The 17,025-nt window shown below is 36.2% G+C and carries 14 protein-coding genes and 1 pseudogene; 9 read left to right on the forward strand and 6 right to left on the reverse strand.

The features are described from left to right. Nucleotides 1-30: 30 nt before the first annotated feature. Nucleotides 31-1,239: an RsmB/NOP family class I SAM-dependent RNA methyltransferase gene (locus ABID46_RS06250; RefSeq protein ID WP_354508175.1), complete on the reverse strand. Its 1,209-nt coding sequence runs from the start codon at nucleotides 1,237-1,239 to the stop codon at nucleotides 31-33. 414 nt (nucleotides 1,240-1,653) lie between these two features. On the opposite strand from ABID46_RS06250, the gene ABID46_RS06255 reads away from it, so the two are divergent. Continuing rightward, the gene (locus ABID46_RS06255; RefSeq protein WP_354508177.1) at nucleotides 1,654-2,676 is read left to right on the forward strand and encodes a quinone-dependent dihydroorotate dehydrogenase; all 1,023 of its coding nucleotides are present in this window, start codon (nucleotides 1,654-1,656) and stop codon (nucleotides 2,674-2,676) included. Here ABID46_RS06255 and ABID46_RS06260 read toward each other — a convergent pair. Together ABID46_RS06260 and ABID46_RS06265 are read right to left on the reverse strand one after the other, a co-directional pair. Next, the gene (locus ABID46_RS06260; RefSeq protein ID WP_354508179.1) at nucleotides 2,668-3,537 is read right to left on the reverse strand and encodes an alpha/beta hydrolase; all 870 of its coding nucleotides are present in this window, start codon (nucleotides 3,535-3,537) and stop codon (nucleotides 2,668-2,670) included. The two genes, ABID46_RS06255 and ABID46_RS06260, sit on opposite strands and share 9 nt — an antisense overlap. Nucleotides 3,538-3,585: 48 nt before the next feature. After that, nucleotides 3,586-4,341: an SDR family NAD(P)-dependent oxidoreductase gene (locus tag ABID46_RS06265; protein ID WP_354508181.1), complete on the reverse strand. Its 756-nt coding sequence runs from the start codon at nucleotides 4,339-4,341 to the stop codon at nucleotides 3,586-3,588. A gap of 645 nt (nucleotides 4,342-4,986) precedes the next feature. On the opposite strand from ABID46_RS06265, the gene ABID46_RS06270 reads away from it, so the two are divergent. The 4 genes from ABID46_RS06270 to ABID46_RS06285 all read left to right on the forward strand — a co-directional run bounded on the left by ABID46_RS06270 (nucleotide 4,987) and on the right by ABID46_RS06285 (nucleotide 11,445). Further along, on the forward strand, nucleotides 4,987-6,423 hold the full coding sequence (locus ABID46_RS06270) for a phage tail-like protein (RefSeq protein ID WP_354508183.1): 1,437 nt from the start codon (nucleotides 4,987-4,989) through the stop codon (nucleotides 6,421-6,423). 9 nt (nucleotides 6,424-6,432) lie between these two features. Beyond that, a complete protein-coding gene (locus tag ABID46_RS06275; RefSeq protein WP_354508185.1) occupies nucleotides 6,433-6,987 on the forward strand; it encodes a phage tail-like protein in 555 nt (184 codons plus the stop codon). 151 nt (nucleotides 6,988-7,138) lie between these two features. Continuing rightward, nucleotides 7,139-8,641 carry a hypothetical protein gene (locus ABID46_RS06280; protein WP_354508187.1) on the forward strand — a complete coding sequence of 501 codons (1,503 nt, stop codon included), beginning with the start codon at nucleotides 7,139-7,141 and terminating at the stop codon, nucleotides 8,639-8,641. 29 nt (nucleotides 8,642-8,670) lie between these two features. Continuing rightward, nucleotides 8,671-11,445 (forward strand): GH92 family glycosyl hydrolase, encoded by a 2,775-nt coding sequence (locus tag ABID46_RS06285; RefSeq protein ID WP_354508189.1) that lies wholly within the window; start codon nucleotides 8,671-8,673, stop codon nucleotides 11,443-11,445. 7 nt (nucleotides 11,446-11,452) lie between these two features. On the opposite strand, the gene ABID46_RS06290 is transcribed toward ABID46_RS06285, so the two are convergent. Further along, nucleotides 11,453-12,235 (reverse strand): M48 family metalloprotease, encoded by a 783-nt coding sequence (locus ABID46_RS06290; protein ID WP_354508191.1) that lies wholly within the window; start codon nucleotides 12,233-12,235, stop codon nucleotides 11,453-11,455. Between the two features lie 78 nt (nucleotides 12,236-12,313). Between ABID46_RS06290 and ABID46_RS06295 the strand changes: the two genes are divergently transcribed. From ABID46_RS06295 to rplI, 4 genes and pseudogenes are all read left to right on the forward strand, one after another. Next, nucleotides 12,314-12,793: a hypothetical protein gene (locus ABID46_RS06295; protein ID WP_354508193.1), complete on the forward strand. Its 480-nt coding sequence runs from the start codon at nucleotides 12,314-12,316 to the stop codon at nucleotides 12,791-12,793. Between the two features lie 88 nt (nucleotides 12,794-12,881). Then, nucleotides 12,882-13,232, forward strand: a complete 351-nt coding sequence (rpsF, locus tag ABID46_RS06300; protein ID WP_354508195.1) for a 30S ribosomal protein S6 — start codon at nucleotides 12,882-12,884, stop codon at nucleotides 13,230-13,232. Nucleotides 13,233-13,243: 11 nt separating this feature from the next. After that, nucleotides 13,244-13,546, forward strand: a complete 303-nt coding sequence (gene rpsR, locus ABID46_RS06305; protein ID WP_354508197.1) for a 30S ribosomal protein S18 — start codon at nucleotides 13,244-13,246, stop codon at nucleotides 13,544-13,546. Nucleotides 13,547-13,570: 24 nt separating this feature from the next. Next, nucleotides 13,571-14,068: pseudogene (gene rplI, locus ABID46_RS06310) on the forward strand (50S ribosomal protein L9); the annotation flags it as partial. A gap of 197 nt (nucleotides 14,069-14,265) precedes the next feature. On the opposite strand, the gene ABID46_RS06315 reads toward rplI, so the two are convergent. Beyond that, on the reverse strand, nucleotides 14,266-16,386 hold the full coding sequence (locus tag ABID46_RS06315; protein ID WP_354508199.1) for a cation:proton antiporter: 2,121 nt from the start codon (nucleotides 16,384-16,386) through the stop codon (nucleotides 14,266-14,268). Nucleotides 16,387-16,401: 15 nt separating this feature from the next. Then, a complete protein-coding gene (locus ABID46_RS06320) occupies nucleotides 16,402-16,989 on the reverse strand; it encodes a hypothetical protein (RefSeq protein WP_354508201.1) in 588 nt (195 codons plus the stop codon). Between the last annotated feature and the right edge of the window lie 36 nt (nucleotides 16,990-17,025).

Consider the following 17,025-nt stretch of genomic DNA (forward strand, 5'->3'; position numbering starts at 1 on the left):
AAATTTTTCGTTTTTGCCTTATAAAGATACTTAATTTTTCTCTAAATACGCCATATAAAATCCATCATAACCTGTTTGAGAAGGAAATAATTGTTTTTCTCTAACCAATTTGAATTCAGGATGATTGGCCAAAAACGCTTGAACTTGGTTTTGATTCTCGCTTGGCAATATGGAACAAGTCGCATAAACCAATGCACCACCGTTTTTCACCATTTTCGAATAGCTATCCAAAATTTCTGCTTGAATCTTTTTAATGTCTTCAATAAATTCCGGCGTCAATTTCCATTTCGAGTCAGGATTTCGGCTCAATACCCCCAACCCACTACAAGGAGCATCGATCAATACACGATCTGCTGTTCCTTCCATCTTCTTGATTACTTTGGTCGAGTCGATGACTTTCGTCTGAATATTCTGAGCACCCGCACGTTTCGCACGTTTTTTCAATTCTTGTAATTTCCACTCGTGGATATCCAAGGCATAAATCTGACCTTTATTTTGCATCATTGCTGCAAGATGCAAGGTTTTTCCTCCAGCCCCTGCACAAGCATCAATCACGCGCATTCCCGGTTGAACGTTTAAATAAGGCGCAATCAACTGAGATCCCGCATCTTGAACTTCAAACAATCCCGCTTGAAAAGCATCGGTTTTGAAAATATTGGCTTTGTCAGCCATTTCCAATGCATCCGGATATTTTGATAAGACCTCGGTCAAGAAACCTTGATCTTTCAAATTCTTTTGCAAAGCCTTACGATCGGTTTTCAACGTATTGGTTCTGATGACCGTTGGAGCAGGTAAGTTCATCGTTTCCACCTCTTGGTGCCATTGATTTTTCCCCAATTCCTTCAATCCTAAATCATACATCCATTGAGGCATCGATTCTCTGATGGCGAAATTTCCGTCGGTTGCGGCGTGATTTCGTTTCAAAACATCCTTGGCACTTATTTTTTTGAACTCATCCCAAAAAGGCAATTTTTCATCTTCCAATACAAACCAAGTTCCCACAAATTCCCACAAATTATCGGGTGCGACTTCTTTGCCCATCGAAGCCTCGATCATGCGTTTCCAACGAACGGTATCGTAAACAGTTTCGGCAATAAAAGCGCGATCTTTGCTACCCCATTTGCGGTTTGATTTCAACATTTTCTCCAACTCTCGGTCGGCATATTTGTTTTCAAAAAACACATTGTGTAAGGTTTCGGTAATCCCGATGAACAAATTTTTATAGGGAAGTATCTTCATGAATTCAAAAAATATGGCGCAAAATTACGATTTACCAACCAATAAATCACATTTTCAAGAGCTCAACCCGCTGTTCGTTCCCATCTTTTTTGCATTTCTTCGTTTTTTGTCCGTCAGGAAAAGGAGTTCACTATCTTTCCACTCTTTTTCTGCCACAAAAAATCTCGCCCTACAAAAAAGGATGTCCACAGCCATCGGGGCTATTTTGGGTGGGGAGTTGGAAGTAGGAAGTAGGAAGTAGGAAGTAGGAAGTAGGAAGTAGGAAGTGGGAAGTTGTTTATGCCTAATTAACGTTGACCGTTTTTATCAACTGTTTAACTTTAAACCTGAAACTTTAAACCTGAAACTTTAAACCTGAAACCTCAAACTCAAAGTTCTTTTTTTCCTTACTTTTGTCCCACAGAATTCTACAAAATGTACAAATCGCTCATTCGTCCGATCTTATTTTCATTCGACCCTGAAAAGATTCACCATTTTAGTTTCCGATTTTTAAAGATTTCCCAGAAAATTCCATTTGTTTCGTCCATATTGAGAGCTCAATTTCAAGTGCAAGACAAACGATTGGAAACAGAAGTTTTCGGACTAAAATTCCCTAATCCAGTGGGTCTTGCCGCCGGATTTGACAAAGACGCTAAATTGTACAAAGAATTGTCCAACCTCGGATTTGGTTTCATAGAAATTGGAACCGTTACACCCAAACCACAACCTGGAAATGATTTGCCAAGGTTGTTTCGTTTGCCAAAAGACAAAGCCTTGATCAATCGTATGGGTTTTAACAACCATGGAGCTTGGGAAGCCGCCAAACGTTTGCGTAAGAACAAAAACGTTTTAATCGGAGGGAACATTGGGAAAAACAAAATCACGCCCAATGAAGACGCAATTTTGGATTACGAAATTTGTTTCGATGCCTTGTATAGCGTAGTCGATTATTTCGTTGTCAATGTCAGCAGTCCCAATACACCCAATCTTCGCGAACTGCAAGAAAAACAACCTTTGATGGATTTGTTGAATTCCTTGCAAGCAAGAAATGCTAAAAAACCAGAAGCAAAACCGATTCTCTTAAAAATCGCTCCCGATTTGACCGATGAACAATTGCTGGACATTATTGAAATCGTTCAAGTCACCAAAATTGCCGGTGTTATCGCGACCAATACAACGATTTCTCGTGAAAATTTAGAATCGGACAACCAAAAAGAAATGGGCGGTTTGAGTGGAAAACCTTTGACAAAACGCTCAACAGAAGTAATCCGATTTCTATCCGAAAAAAGTGGGAAATCCTTTCCAATTATTGGAGTAGGAGGAATTCATTCTCCCGAAGATGCTCTTGAAAAATTAGAAGCAGGAGCCTCTTTGATTCAATTGTATACCGGATTTATTTATGAAGGTCCAAGTTTAATTAAACGAATTAATCAAGCGATCTTAGCAAAACTAAGGTAAATACGTATCAATATATTGTCCGAAAATCATCCAAGCTTCGGCATAATTCGCCTGACTCCAATCATTTCCATGTCCACCAGGATAAATTCGTAAAGTATTGGAAATTCCTTGTTGATTTAATTTCGTTTCGTAATCCACGGCATTGGTTGAAGGAACCAATGGATCATCTGTTCCATAAAACATTGCGGTTGGCGCCGTTTGATTTCCAACATGAAAAATGGGACTTAGGACATATAGGTAATCGGTATTGGCTGGATAAGCCGATTGGTCCACCAAATTCCATAAAATTCCGCCAAGTGGAAAATTACTACTATAAAAGGGATCATAAAAATTGGTCGGTCCGACTATATCGATGACAAATTTAACTTGATTTTGGGTATCGTACACACTGTCAAACATCATAGCAAGATGCGCTCCAGCACTCGTTCCAGCCAATCCAAACTCTGGTTTGATTTGCAAGATTTCCTTTTCATGGGTCAATTTTTCAACCACTTCTTTGATATCCAAAAATTGATGAGGAAATGCGTAATGATTGTCATTGGCCAAAACATAATTCACATTGACAATGGCATATTCTGGATGTGTCGATTGCAATTGGGTAACCAGAAAATTCATATCAGACTTATCTCCACTTGTCCATCCGCCGCCATGAATCAACAAGATGACTTTCGTTGATTGAGAACTTCTTCCAGCGGGCAAGTAGAGATCATAAACTTCCTGTGGATGCGTTCCGTAGGAAACGTTGAGCATTACTTTTGCTTCTAATGGTTCGGTTTCTGGTGAGTTCGAATCATCATCACTACAAGACAATATTGTTGTAAAGATTAAGAGTAAAATAGCGAAATGCTTAAACGTTTTCATAGTGATGGGTTTAAGTAAAGGTATCATTTAGTTGGATTGAAATTTCGATTATTTTGATAAATTTCGCAAAATAGTGGTTCCATCGGCTTGGGCCTTAGGTGTAATGGTAATATCACCAATTTGAACATGGTCGGGTTGAGAAATCGCAAAATAGATGGATTGAGCGATGTCTTCCGCTTGTAAAGGTTCAAATCCTGCATAGACATTGGCAGATTTTTCTTCATCTCCTTTGAATCGAACCAAAGAGAATTCCGTTTCGACGGCTCCTGGAGCGACATTGGTTACTTTAATACCCAATGGTAGTAAATCCAAACGCATGCCTTTGCTTAGGGCTTCTACTGCCCATTTTGACGCACAATAGGTTGTTCCGTTTGTATAGACTTGTTTTCCTGCGATGGACGATAGGTTGACAATATGACCCGAATTTTGTGGAATCATGTAAGGCAAAACAGCTTTGGTCACATAAATTATGCCTTTCACATTTCCATCGATCATATTTTCTAGATCTTCGAGTTCGGCGTCTTGAAATGAAGCCAAACCATGTGCGTTCCCTGCATTGTTAATCAAAACATCAAGTTGATTCCAATTGTCTGGCAAATTAGTTATAGCCTTAAAAACCGCTTCTTTATCTCGTACATCAAAGTTCAAAGTTAACACTTCGGTGAAAGGAGTTAATTCGGATTTGATTTCCTCTAAGCGGTCGGACCTTCTACCGCATAAAATCAATCGATATTCTTTGGCTAGGATTTTGGCAGTTGCTTTTCCAATTCCAGATGTGGCTCCCGTAATCAATGCTGTTTTCATTGGATCGATATTATTTTCATGCAAATGTAGATTTTTAGATCGTGTATTCTTTCGAAAATCATGAAGAAAATCGGACAATTTTTAAGTTATCGAAATGGTAATTTATCTTATTCATGAATAAAACAATTCAGTGCCTACGAAATTGCTGTAAAAAAATAGTATTTCGATACTTATTTCATACTTATGGCTTCCTTCTTTCATGAATTTGAATAGTTTTTTACTGCAGTGGAAATGAGTTTAATGTGGTGATTTTGAGGTTTTTGTTTTGTTTTTAAAATAGTTGTATCGGATACGTATGGGTATTTTTTGTATACATGAAAAATCAGCCTTTCTTTGCACACTCAAATTCCAAAAACACAATTGTTTAGGCAATTATTCAGAATTTACATATTTATAAAAATGGCAATAAAATGTAAAGTTTAAAATGGCAATGATGGAATATTTTATTTATAAAACTATATAAATCTCAATCTACAATGAAGCAATTTAATTACTCACCCAAACTTTTTCAAAATTGATGTAAACATTCAACTTTTTCAGAAGCTATCTCCCAACACCAACACCTCAAAACCGGGTCAATTTACAAAATAAAAAAACTGATTATTAAAAATTGATCCTATTAATTCAACTTAATGTAAAAAATAAATGAGAAGTTTTTTCCATGTTAGTGTATGGTTCATTTTAACCTTTATGGCTATGGCTCATTTGAAAGCTCAATGCTTCGAATGTACAATGACCAATCCAACGAACGGCAATAATATTCCAGCAGATGCAAAAGTATGCATCACCTCCAATGTTACCTGGAATGATGTAACGGTTGGCAACAATGTTCGTATTTGTATTGCTGAAGGAGCTACCTTAACGATCCAAAACAATTTCAACACCAATTCAAACCATTTTTTAAATCTTGATGTGGTTGGAAATCTACGATTTGGGCAAAAACCCAATTTCAAATCCAATCTTTTATTGACAGTTCGTTCTACAGGAAAATTGGTTGTGGGAACTGAAACCAATCCTTCTGATATTGAATTTAATGGCTTGCAATCAAACATTTACAACAACGGGAAAATCATTACCAATGTGTTAGGATTTTTGAACAATCAATCCATCAATGAAATCGAGAATTCATCCAATGGAGAACTTGATATCCGCGCCAATATCAACATCAATGGAACGACAGTTTTTGAAAATTTTGGTGATATCAATATTTCAAATAGTTATAACAATAATTCCACAAGTACCTATATCAATTGTGGTGTTATCAATGCCAATACAGGATTTAATTTAGGTGGAGGGAAAATTGTCAATTCTGGTGAATTCAATCATGGTACAGGACAAATGGACTTAACTGGAACAAGCCGTTTGGAAAATTATGGCACACTTACTTCCTTGGGAACAATCAATGGAAGTTCAAATGGAACTTTACTCAATCATGGGTTAATGAAAATTACTACCATTCAACCCAATGGAATGCAAATGTCGGGACCTTCTCATTCTGATAAATTAGGATATTTCCAAATTGTTAATGCTATCAATCCAAACGGCGCCAAGGTTGGTCCAAATTTAAACTTTACGAAATATCAGCCAGGTTTTCATCTGAAATCGACCAATCAAAATCCATCGCAAATTTTTGCCAATAATCCTATCTATGTCGACGCTACTGGGCAGTCATCAACAGCTGAATTGGCCAATGTTGTATTTGATTGTGAAGCCAATGGTAGTTGTTCTGCTACATTGAATTTATCCTCAAATTGCGAAGCGGAGGAAACTCCAAATCTATGTACACGACGACCTACAGGCGGTACGCCAGATGGATTCACGACAGTTGGAATCAATACCTATAAAAGTGTAAAATCCAATTGGCCTCAATCTGAACCCAATGGATTCATCGCCTTGGAATCAGCAAACAAAGGTTTCGTGATTACGCGTGTTGAGCATGTAAGTTTTGAGCCTACCAATACAGACTCCATAGCTCCAGAAAATCTTGTGGAAGGAATGTTGGTGTATGATATTCAAGATGAATGCATCAAATTATTCAACGGTATCAATTGGAAATGTATCAACAAATGTGTGACTTTATAATTCGTAACTATGAAAAATAGCATCAGTATATTCATCTTTATAACAAGTATAACGTTCAGTTTTGGTCAATTGGCTATTGGGAAAGCTGAAGTGGAAGGAGCAGGAATTCTAGATTTTTCAAGTGGAGAAAACAAAGGGATATTGCTTCCAATTGTTTCCGATATGCCCGAAAATCCAGCCAATGGAACATTCGTTTTTAATAATGATCAAAACCATGCCGATAAGTTAAAAGTGATGGTATTTGAAAAAAATCAATGGAAACCTTTGAGTGAAATAGGAACGATTGAGGCGGTTCAAGAAAATGGACAAAATTTAACGACTGGTTTTCAGCCGAATTTATCGGAAGAAGTTGGAGAAGGAGTTGTAATCGGGACAAATTCAGAAGAAAGTCCAGTTCCAGAAGGAATTTTGGTATTGGAGTCAAAAAATCAAGCCTTAATTCTGCCAAAAGTCGTAGATCCACATCTTCATGTGAAATCTCCAAGGGCTGGAACTATTTTATATGATATAACTACGAAATCATTGGTGGTTTTTGATGGTGAAGTTTGGAATTACTGGCAATAGCCAATTGTATAGTGTAGTGAGAAAAATAGATGTCAATTGACATCTATTTTTGTTAGCATAAGATAATGTTCTTGCTATAAAAATTCCTTAATATTGCCTATCTTTCTACTAACAATCGATTACCTGCATTTATCGATTTAATCTTATTGAGATGAGTTATTATTTAAGGGTTGTTGTCAGTCTTATATTTCTTTGTTGTCATATTTTTGGAGTAGCGCAAACAAGCAAAAAATCTTTGGATGAAATTGATAATCTTCTTGATTCTTCAAGAGTTGCTTCCAATAATTTGAAATTTGATAAATCCTTTTCTTTTGCGGAAGAATCTTTGAATTTAAGTCAAAGAATAAACTACCAAAATGGTATTGCATGGTCTTATTTCCAAATGGGGCAAGCTCAATCCTTATTGAGTAATTATAACAAGGCGATGGATTTTTTGAATCTTTCAGAAAATAAGAATCAAATGGCGAAAGATCAATTTCTCCAGTATGAAATTCACCGAATAAAAGGAAGGATTTATGGCAATTTAGAATTGTATGACAAAGCAGTCGTTCAGCTCAAAAAAGGATTGAAAATCATTCCTTCTACCAAAAGAACCCAAGATGAGAAAAAATATTTGGAGGTGCTGATCAATGAAAATCTGTATGTTACCTACAATATGCTCAACAAATTGGATTCAGCGTATCAATACATGAATGCCAATAAATATTTACTTAAAAATGTAGAAGCCACCTACGCAAAAACTTCCCAAACGAGTTTGTATACATTTTTAGGAAATTATTTTAGCAATCTAAACGAAGTCGATTCTGCCTCGTATTATTTTCAATTATCAGATGATTTCGCCAAAGAAAATCAAATTCATTATACCAATTTCAATGATCAATATTGGGCAGATTTTTTATTCAAACAAAATAAAAAAGATTCAGCTATACTTTTATATAAACGTGCTGCTGAACATTTAGAAGAATTAAAAAATTTAGCTCCATTGCCAGAATTGTACACCAAAATAGTTGAGTATTTTGAGAGTATAGGTGAGGAAGAAATGGCGCGTACCTACAAGGTGAAAAGCTTGGAAATTGAAAAATTGCTAAATGATAATAAATTTCAAGTCATTCAAACCGAACTGAAATCGGTTGAAAAAGATCGAGATCAAAAACTTGGAATTTTAAAAATCGCGCAATACAGTATTCTTGGTATTATCATTCTGATTTCAATTTATCTGATTTATTTCTTCAAATTCTTGAAACCACGTATTTCCAAATTGAAAAATGAATCCAAAGATTCAGCTGAAGCCATATTAAAAAATGAAAATTCCAAATTGGCAAAAATTGAAATTGCCAAATCTGATGAGGATAAAAACTGGCAATTTGAAGATTTAATTGAACTTGCCAAAGAAAATAGTCCAGGTTTCCTTGCTAGATTTCAAGATATTTATCCAGAATTTATGAGAAGCTTACTGGAGATTCAGCCCAATCTTCATCCGTCTGAATTGACCTTGTGTGCGTATATTTATTTGAATTTCACAACCAAAGAAATTGCAAAATTCACATTTACTTCACCAAGAACAGTTCAAACTCGAAAATATAATTTACGAAAGAAGCTACAAATTCCAACAGAAGAAGACCTATATATTTGGATGCGAAAATTAAGTTGTTAATTCCTAAATTTGGGCATATTTGATTCGCCATGAGGAATTTTCTACTGCTTACAATCCTATTCATTTCGTTTTTTTTAAATGCTCAAAACTATCATCAATATGTCAATCACTTCATCGGAACAGGTGGTCATGGGCATACCTATCCAGGTCCAACCATGCCGTTTGGAATGGTACAATTGTCTCCCGATACGAGAATTGATGGTAGTTGGGACGGATGTAGCGGTTATCATTATTCTGATTCTATTATTTACGGATTCTCGCATACGCACTTAAATGGAACAGGAGTTTCAGACTATGGTGATATTATGATTATGCCGACTATGGGCATTACTTCTTTTGATCCAAAAGTGTATTCCTCAAGTTTTTCCCACCAAAATGAAAAGGCTTCGGCAGGATTTTATGCGGTGCATTTGGATAAATATAAGATTGATGTGGAATTAACGACGTCCACTCGAGTTGGATTTCATAAATATCAATTCCATCAAGCAGGAAAGGCAAACATCCTATTGGATTTAAATCATCGTGATAAATTATTGGAAGGCGAAATTCGAATCATCAACGATAGAACCTTAGAAGTCTATCGGAAAAGCCATGCATGGGCGACCAATCAACAAATTTGGTCACGTATTGAATTCAATCAACCGATGGAATTCAGTAAAATCGAAACAAACCCAACATCCAAACATACTGGTTTGATCATTTCTAAAAAAGTAAATAAAGGAGATGAAATTTTAGCAAAAGTTTCTTTGTCATTCACAAGCTATGAAGGTGCGAAATTAAATGCAACCGAAATTCCACATTGGGATTTTTCCAAAGTGAAACAAGAAGCGGAATCAGCTTGGAACAAAGAATTGTCCAAAATCGAAGTAAAATCAAACGACAAGGATAAATTGACGATTTTCTATACAGCCTTATATCATACCATGATTCAGCCCAATATCGCGCAAGATTTAGATGGCAAATACATGGGTCGTGACTTCAAAGTTCATGAAAATCCTGGATTTGACTATTATACTGTTTTTTCACTTTGGGATACATTTCGAGCAGCGCATCCTTTGTATACCTTGATTGACCAAAAACGTACAGTTGACTATATCAATACCTTTATCAAACAATACGAACAAGGAGGGCGATTGCCAGTATGGGAATTGGCGTCCAACGAAACCGATTGCATGATTGGGTATCATTCGGTTTCGGTCATGGCTGACGCGATGGCAAAAGGAATCAAAGGTTTTGATTATGAGAAAGCATTCGAAGCAGCAAAAAATAGTGCAATGCTCGATATTTTTGGGTTGGATGCCTATAAACGAAATGGTTTTATTTCGATTGATGACGAACATGAGAGCGTTTCCAAAACTTTGGAATATGCTTATGATGATTGGTGCATTGCGCAAATGGCGAAAATTCTGAACAAACCACAAGATTATCAGTATTTCATGGAGCGATCTCAGAATTGGAAAAATCTATATGACGCAGAAACCAAATTGATGCGTCCCAAAAAGAATAGTTCCTGGGAAGAACCTTTTGATGGAACAGAAGTCAACAACAATTATACAGAAGGTAATTCTTGGCAGTATTCCTTTTTCGTTCCGCATGATATTCCGGGATTGATTGAAGCTCACGGAGGCAAGCTAGAATTTGAGAAATCTTTGGATCAATTGTTTACCATGAGTTCAAAAATGGCAGGTCGTCATCAGGTTGATATTACGGGATTAATTGGTCAATATGCGCATGGAAACGAACCAAGTCATCATGTCGCGTATTTGTATAATTCGATTGGGAAATTTGAAAAGACCAACGAAAAAGTCAAATTCATCATGGACAATTTCTACAAAAATTCTCCCGATGGTTTGATTGGAAACGAAGATTGCGGACAGATGAGCGCTTGGTATATTTTAAGTGCCTTGGGAATTTATTCTGTTACGCCAGGGCAAATAGAATGGGCAACGACAGAACCTTATTTTGATGAGGTGAAAATCAATTATGAAAATGGTACTTCTGAAATTATTAGGAAAAAGGAATATCAATTAGGTCAACGAAAATACTTCCGAAACCTTAATCATTTTTTCAATCTTTCTGGAAATCATTTGCCAACCATTGATGATATTGTAATTGTCCCAAATTTTGTTGGATCGAAATCATTTAAAGATCAGCAAACCATCGAAATCAAATCGACCGAAAAAGACGTTCAGTTTTATTATTCGATCGATCATGCCGAATTCCAGATGTACAAAAAACCATTTCAGATCAAAGAAACTTCATTCATAAAGGCTTATGCACAAAGAGGAGAGAAGAAAAGCAAAGAAGTACAAGGACTTTTTATCAAAAAACCAAACGATTATTCCATCGAATTATTAAGCGAATATTTGCCACATTACCATGGAGGCGGACCTGATATTTTATTGGACGGAGTTCATGGAACGGCGAATTGGAAAAAGGGCGATTGGCAAGGATATTTTGGAGTTGATTTTGAAGCCATCATCGATTTAAAAGGGACCCCAGAGATTTCTCAAGTTTCGTCAACCTTTGTCCAAGATTCTCGTTCTTGGATTTTAATGCCTCGCAAATGGGAAGTGATGATTTCAAATGACAAAGGAAAAACTTATCAATTATTTGATACCGTAGAATTTGAAGTGGAACCTTTAAACGATGAGATTTTTGTTCAGATGATTTCTTCCAAAGTTAAAAAGGTAAAGGCCAATTACATTAAGGTAAAAGCCTACCAATTCGGAAAATTACCCAAAGGGCATTTAAGCGAAGGAGAAAATTCCTACGTTTTCATTGATGAAATTTTGATCAAATAGGGCTGAATTACTGCGATCTGTATTTTTGAATGGCTTGTTGAATTTTTTGACGTCTGTTTTCGGGTGAAGGGTGTGTACTTTGAAATTCGGGAACATTGCTTCCGCCAGAAGCACTTTCTAGAATATCCATAACGCTGATTAAAGCTTCGGGTTGATATCCTGCTTCAATCATAAAACGAACGCCCAATTCATCACTCTCCAATTCATCTTCACGACCGTATTTCATGTTGACCATATTGGCAACAACTTGCGCATAATAAGCCGAATTTGCATCTCCACCAGCAACACCAGCAGCACCGGCTATTCCTTGAGTAAGTTCTTGTTTGGCCATTTGTTGAGCACTATGTCGTGCTATAACATGTCCTACTTCATGACCCAAAGCACCGGCCAACTGATCGGTGTTTTCCAATCTACCCAAAAGTGCTTCTGTGATGAAAATTTGTCCGCCAGGTAATGCAAATGCGTTTACGGTGCGTTGATCTGCCAATAAATGAAAGTCAAATGGATATTTTGATTGAGAGGCAGAACTATTGGCCACGATATGACGTCCAATAGAGTCAACCAAATAACGCGCTTCTTGATTTCTACTTAAACCGCCAAATTCTTGTGCCATTTGAGGAGCACTTTGAATTCCTAAGGCAATTTCTTCATCTTTCGAAAGACTTATGTATTGTTTTTCGCCAGTGATTTCATTGACTTCAGAGGAAGAAAGAAATTTGAATAAGGAAAAAATAACGATTCCAGCAGCAATTAAGATGCGCAATAGAAATCCTGAACTTCTGTTTCTCATAATTCGGTCATTTTGTCTATCAAATATACAGATTTCTTAAACGCAATATTGTATTTTTATCAGCCTAATAAACTTGCTATGGAGATATTAATTATTATGATAGTGCTGTTTGCACTATTTCCACTAATTTTAATTTTGGGTGTTGCATTTTGGGCGGCCAAGAGTAGAAAGAAAAAGCAAGAACTACTAAAGAACTCTTTGCCCGAAGGCGTGAAGTTTTCGGCTTTGGTTCGATTCAATTCAGGCAATCAACAAGACAAATTTTTAAAATTTAAGGCATTTGAAGGGAGTGGTATTTTGTATGTGCATGATGGATTCATTGAGTTTAAAAGCACCAAAGGTTTGACTCATCGGTTTGATTTAAATTCGGCTAAAATCTACTGGGAAGGAGAAAATCTAGTCAATGGCTTGTTGAAATGGTTTAGTATTTCAGATGGAAACCAGAAGATGTATTTCAATGTGGAGTCTGGTGTTTTTATATTTCATACAGATCCTTCCAAAACCACCACAAAACAGATTTACGAATCATTGGTTCTTGAACAAATCAATAGGAAATAATTCGCAAGTTCCTAAATAATTATAGGCGAAGCTTTGTCTAGTTTAAAATAAATCTTACCTTTGCACTCCAAATTAAAAAATTAATTAAATGACTCATTACGAAACTGTTTTCATTTTAACTCCCGTTCTATCTGACGCTCAGGTAGAGGAAGCAGTGAAAAAGGTAGAAGATTTCTTGGCTGAGAATCAAGCTGAAATCGTAGCAAAAGAGAACTGGGGACTAAAAAAATTAGCGTACCCAATTCAAAACAAAAGAAATGGTTTCTACCATTTATTTGAATTCAAATCTGAAAACAACGAAATCGTTGCAGGTTTAGAATTGATGTTCAAACGTGACGAACGTGTGATCCGTTATTTGACTGTTAAATTAGACAAACACGGTGTTGATTGGGCGGAAAAACGCAGAACAAAATTAAAATCTCAAAAATCTAACGCTTAAAAATCAGAGTTATGGCAATCGATGAATTAGCAAAAAAAGCTGCGGAAGGAGGTGAAAGCGAAATCCGTTATTTATCTCAATTAGACATTCAAACACAAACTAGTAAAAAGTTTTGTCGTTTCAAAAAATACGGAATCAAATACGTAGATTATAAAGATCCTGATTTCTTATTACAATTTGTAAACGAACAAGGTAAAATTTTACCTCGTCGTTATACTGGGACTTCATTGAAATATCAAAGAAAAGTATCTCAAGCTATCAAACGTGCTCGTCACATGGCTTTGATGCCTTTTATTGGAGACCAATTAAAATAAGTAAAACCTAAAAAATAGAATAAAATGGACATTATTTTAAAGCAAGATGTAGAAAATTTAGGTTTTGAATTCGAAATCGTTTCTGTAAAACCAGGATATGCTCGTAACTTCTTAATTCCTCAAGGAAAAGCAGTTATCGCTACAACGAAACAAAGAGAAGAATTAAATAAAATCTTAGAAACTCGTAAAGCTGAAGAATCAGCATTGATTTCAGCTGCAGAAGCGAAATCAGCGAAGTTAAACGGTTTGGATGTGAAAATCGAAGCGAAAGTTGGTGCTGGAGATAAATTATTTGGTTCTGTAAACAATGGTGATTTAGCAGATGCTTTAGTAGCTGCAGGTGTTGAAATCGAAAAGAAAAACATCAAAATCCCAGGAAATACAATCAAACGTTTAGGGAAAAATACTGCGAAAATCCGTTTCCACAGAGATGTAGAAGTTGATTTTGAATTTGAAGTAGTTGCTGACAAAGAATCTATCCAACGTGCAGAAGAAGCTGCGAAAGCAAGAGCGGAAGTTGCAAGAATGGATGCTGAAAGATTGGCAAATGCGAACAAATCTGAAGAGACTGGATTTAACTATGACAATCCTTTGTACGAGAAGAAGCCAGCTGTGAAAGAAGAAGCTCCAGCGACTGAAACTCCATCAGAAGAAGCATAAGCTAAATTTTGAAATAAAAAAAAAGAGGCTATCTCAAAACTGAGATAGCCTATTTTTTATTAGAATAATTTTTTCACGATTTTTCCTATTTCTTCAAAGTCTCCATGGTTGTTGATGGACCTCACTTCCTGCGAAAGCTCTCTGTCTTCGTCAAATGGATAAATCAATAAATAATTCTTTTCAGAAAATTGAGCATTTAAAACGGAAGGAATATATTGCATTTGATTCAGATAGGATTTCATTCCTCTTTTCGCCATAAAAACAATTAAGCCATCATTTTCTCCAACTTTTTCATAAATACTTTGGAGTTTCATCCAATTTGGAATGGTTTCAAATTTTGCCTCGATGGTAAATCTTTGGTGAATTCTTTTCAAAACGGTTAGCGTGTTTTGCGAAGCGTAAAATTGCAATTGAGCCCCTGAATTACGAGCGATGTTCCAAACACGAAGCATCGCATGGAAAAATCCTGATTCCAAATGTGCATTTTCTGGCAATATGACAATTTGCTTTTTGATGGTTGAAATGGGTTGAGCTGCATGATAAATCAAAATATTGATTGATTTATTTTGAAAATACCCATTGTAGAGATTATACAAAAAGGAAGTAGTGAATCCTTTTTCGGGATCCAAAGCCACCAGTAAATCCGTAATTTTTTGTTCTTTTATCACATTGTTTACACCATTTATGACATCGTTGTCATAGCGCGTAACAGGCGTTAATGTCGTGTCTGCTGCAGCTGCCATATGGACTGCATCACCGAGAATTTTTTCTGCATTTTTAACGGAAGATTCATTTTTTTCTTCGTTAATAATGTTCAAGGCATATAGACCATCTTGATTGTTTTTCGATTTGATCATTACAGCTAAATTCACCAAAGGCTCAATTGTTTTAGGATAATTCAAAGCCAAAAGCAAATTCTCTTGTTCAACCGAATCTCCTGAAAGAGTGTCTTCATTTTCCAATTCGGCAATTTTTTCTGCATTGTTAGCAGACACAAAAGAGGAAACGGTACAAGAAACCAAGATTAATAAAATACTACCATTTAATACATGTTCATTGAGCAAACGAATCGGTTCTCCAGCTTCGTTTTCAGATATAATGATGTTGTATCCAACCATTACTGCTGCTAGGGTTGCTGCTGCGGAAGCTGTACTCAATCCGAATATTAAATTTCCATCGAGTTTTGAAAATCGAAATGTTTTTTGCGTCAATCTTGCGGCTAAATATTTTCCGCCAATCGAACAAATCAACATAACAATAGCAACTCCAATGGTTTCGAAACTGCTGAAAAAGACTTTGAAATCAATGATCATTCCCACACTAATTAGAAAGAAAGGAATGAAAATCGCATTTCCTACAAATTCGACACGATTCATCAAGGAGGAAGTATGCGGAATCAATCGATTCAAGGCCAATCCGGCAAGGAACGCCCCAATGATAGCTTCAATTCCTGCAATTTCTGCTAGAAGTGATGCCAAATAAATGATGACCAAAACAAAAATATACTGGGAAATTTTGTCTTCGACGTTCTTAAAAAACCATCGACTAATAATTGGGAAAATAATGAGCACTATGGCACCAAAAATGGCAATGGAAATTCCCATTCTGATCCAAAACTCAGATCCTACTTCACCTTGAGCCATTCCAACACAAGCTGCAAGAACCAATAAAGCCAATATGTCGGTAATCATAGTTCCACCAACTGTGATGTTGACGGCTTTGTTTTTGGCAATTCCGAATTTGCTTACGAGCGGATAAGAGATTAAGGTGTGCGAGGAAAATAAACTGGCAAATAAGATGGAAATCAATAAGTCAAATCCTAAGATGAAATAGCCGCAAATAAATCCCAAAGCAAAAGGAATGAGGAAGGTATACAATCCAAATCCTAAACTTTTCCATTTGTTTCGTTTAAAATCACCCATATCAATTTCCAATCCTGCCAGAAACATAATGTAGAGAAGACCAGTAGTTCCGGTTACCACAATGCTACTATCTCTTTCTAGCACATTAAATCCGTTGGGACCGATGATGGCACCTGCTAAAATGAGCCCAATCAAATGTGGGATTTTAAATTTGTTAAGGATTAAGGGTGCAAACAATATGATGATTAGAACCAATAGAAATTTTAAGACTGGATCTGTAATGGGCAGAGTCAAATCGTGTAGGCTTAGCAACAACATGAGTTCGAATTTAGGTTAGTTATTTTTAGGGGTCATTTTGGTCAATTCAACTGAAAAACTTGCGAGACAATTTTGGTTGACCTTGATGGTTCGGGTACCACTCATTCGGTTTTTCTTGAAGGAATTTAAAAGAATTTCCATTTCAACATGTTTTGTCGAAGTAGGATCGGTTTGAAAGTTTAGTTTGATTTCTTTTTCGTCAAATTCCGCGTTGTAAACCCTTACCATTTCGTTTTTTTGATTGAAAACTTCGACCATAATTCGGGTGGAATCTTGGGTGAATTTCCATTGATCACTTCGTTGATCGCCCACAAGATAATCGGCACAATCGGATTTTGCGCAAATAACCTTACTGCTCCAGATACCTTGCAGAGAATCTGGCCATTCAGTGTAGGCAACTAAAGAATCGACAGGTTGATTGAGTTTTTCCAAACTATCTTTGAATTGACGTAGGGTTGCCAATTCGTTTTCGCTTTCGAGTATGGCTGCTTCTCTCAGGTTTAACTCTTTCTCTTTCTTAAGCAAGCGTTGTTCAAATTCTTTGTCTTTACATCCAAAGAATACAAGAGCAAGGATGAGGTAAATAAAAGGAAATTTTGGCATGAGAAAATGACTTTAAATTAGAAAAACTCAAGTTAA

The organism is Moheibacter stercoris, assembly GCF_040545805.1.
Classification (GTDB): domain Bacteria; phylum Bacteroidota; class Bacteroidia; order Flavobacteriales; family Weeksellaceae; genus Moheibacter; species Moheibacter stercoris.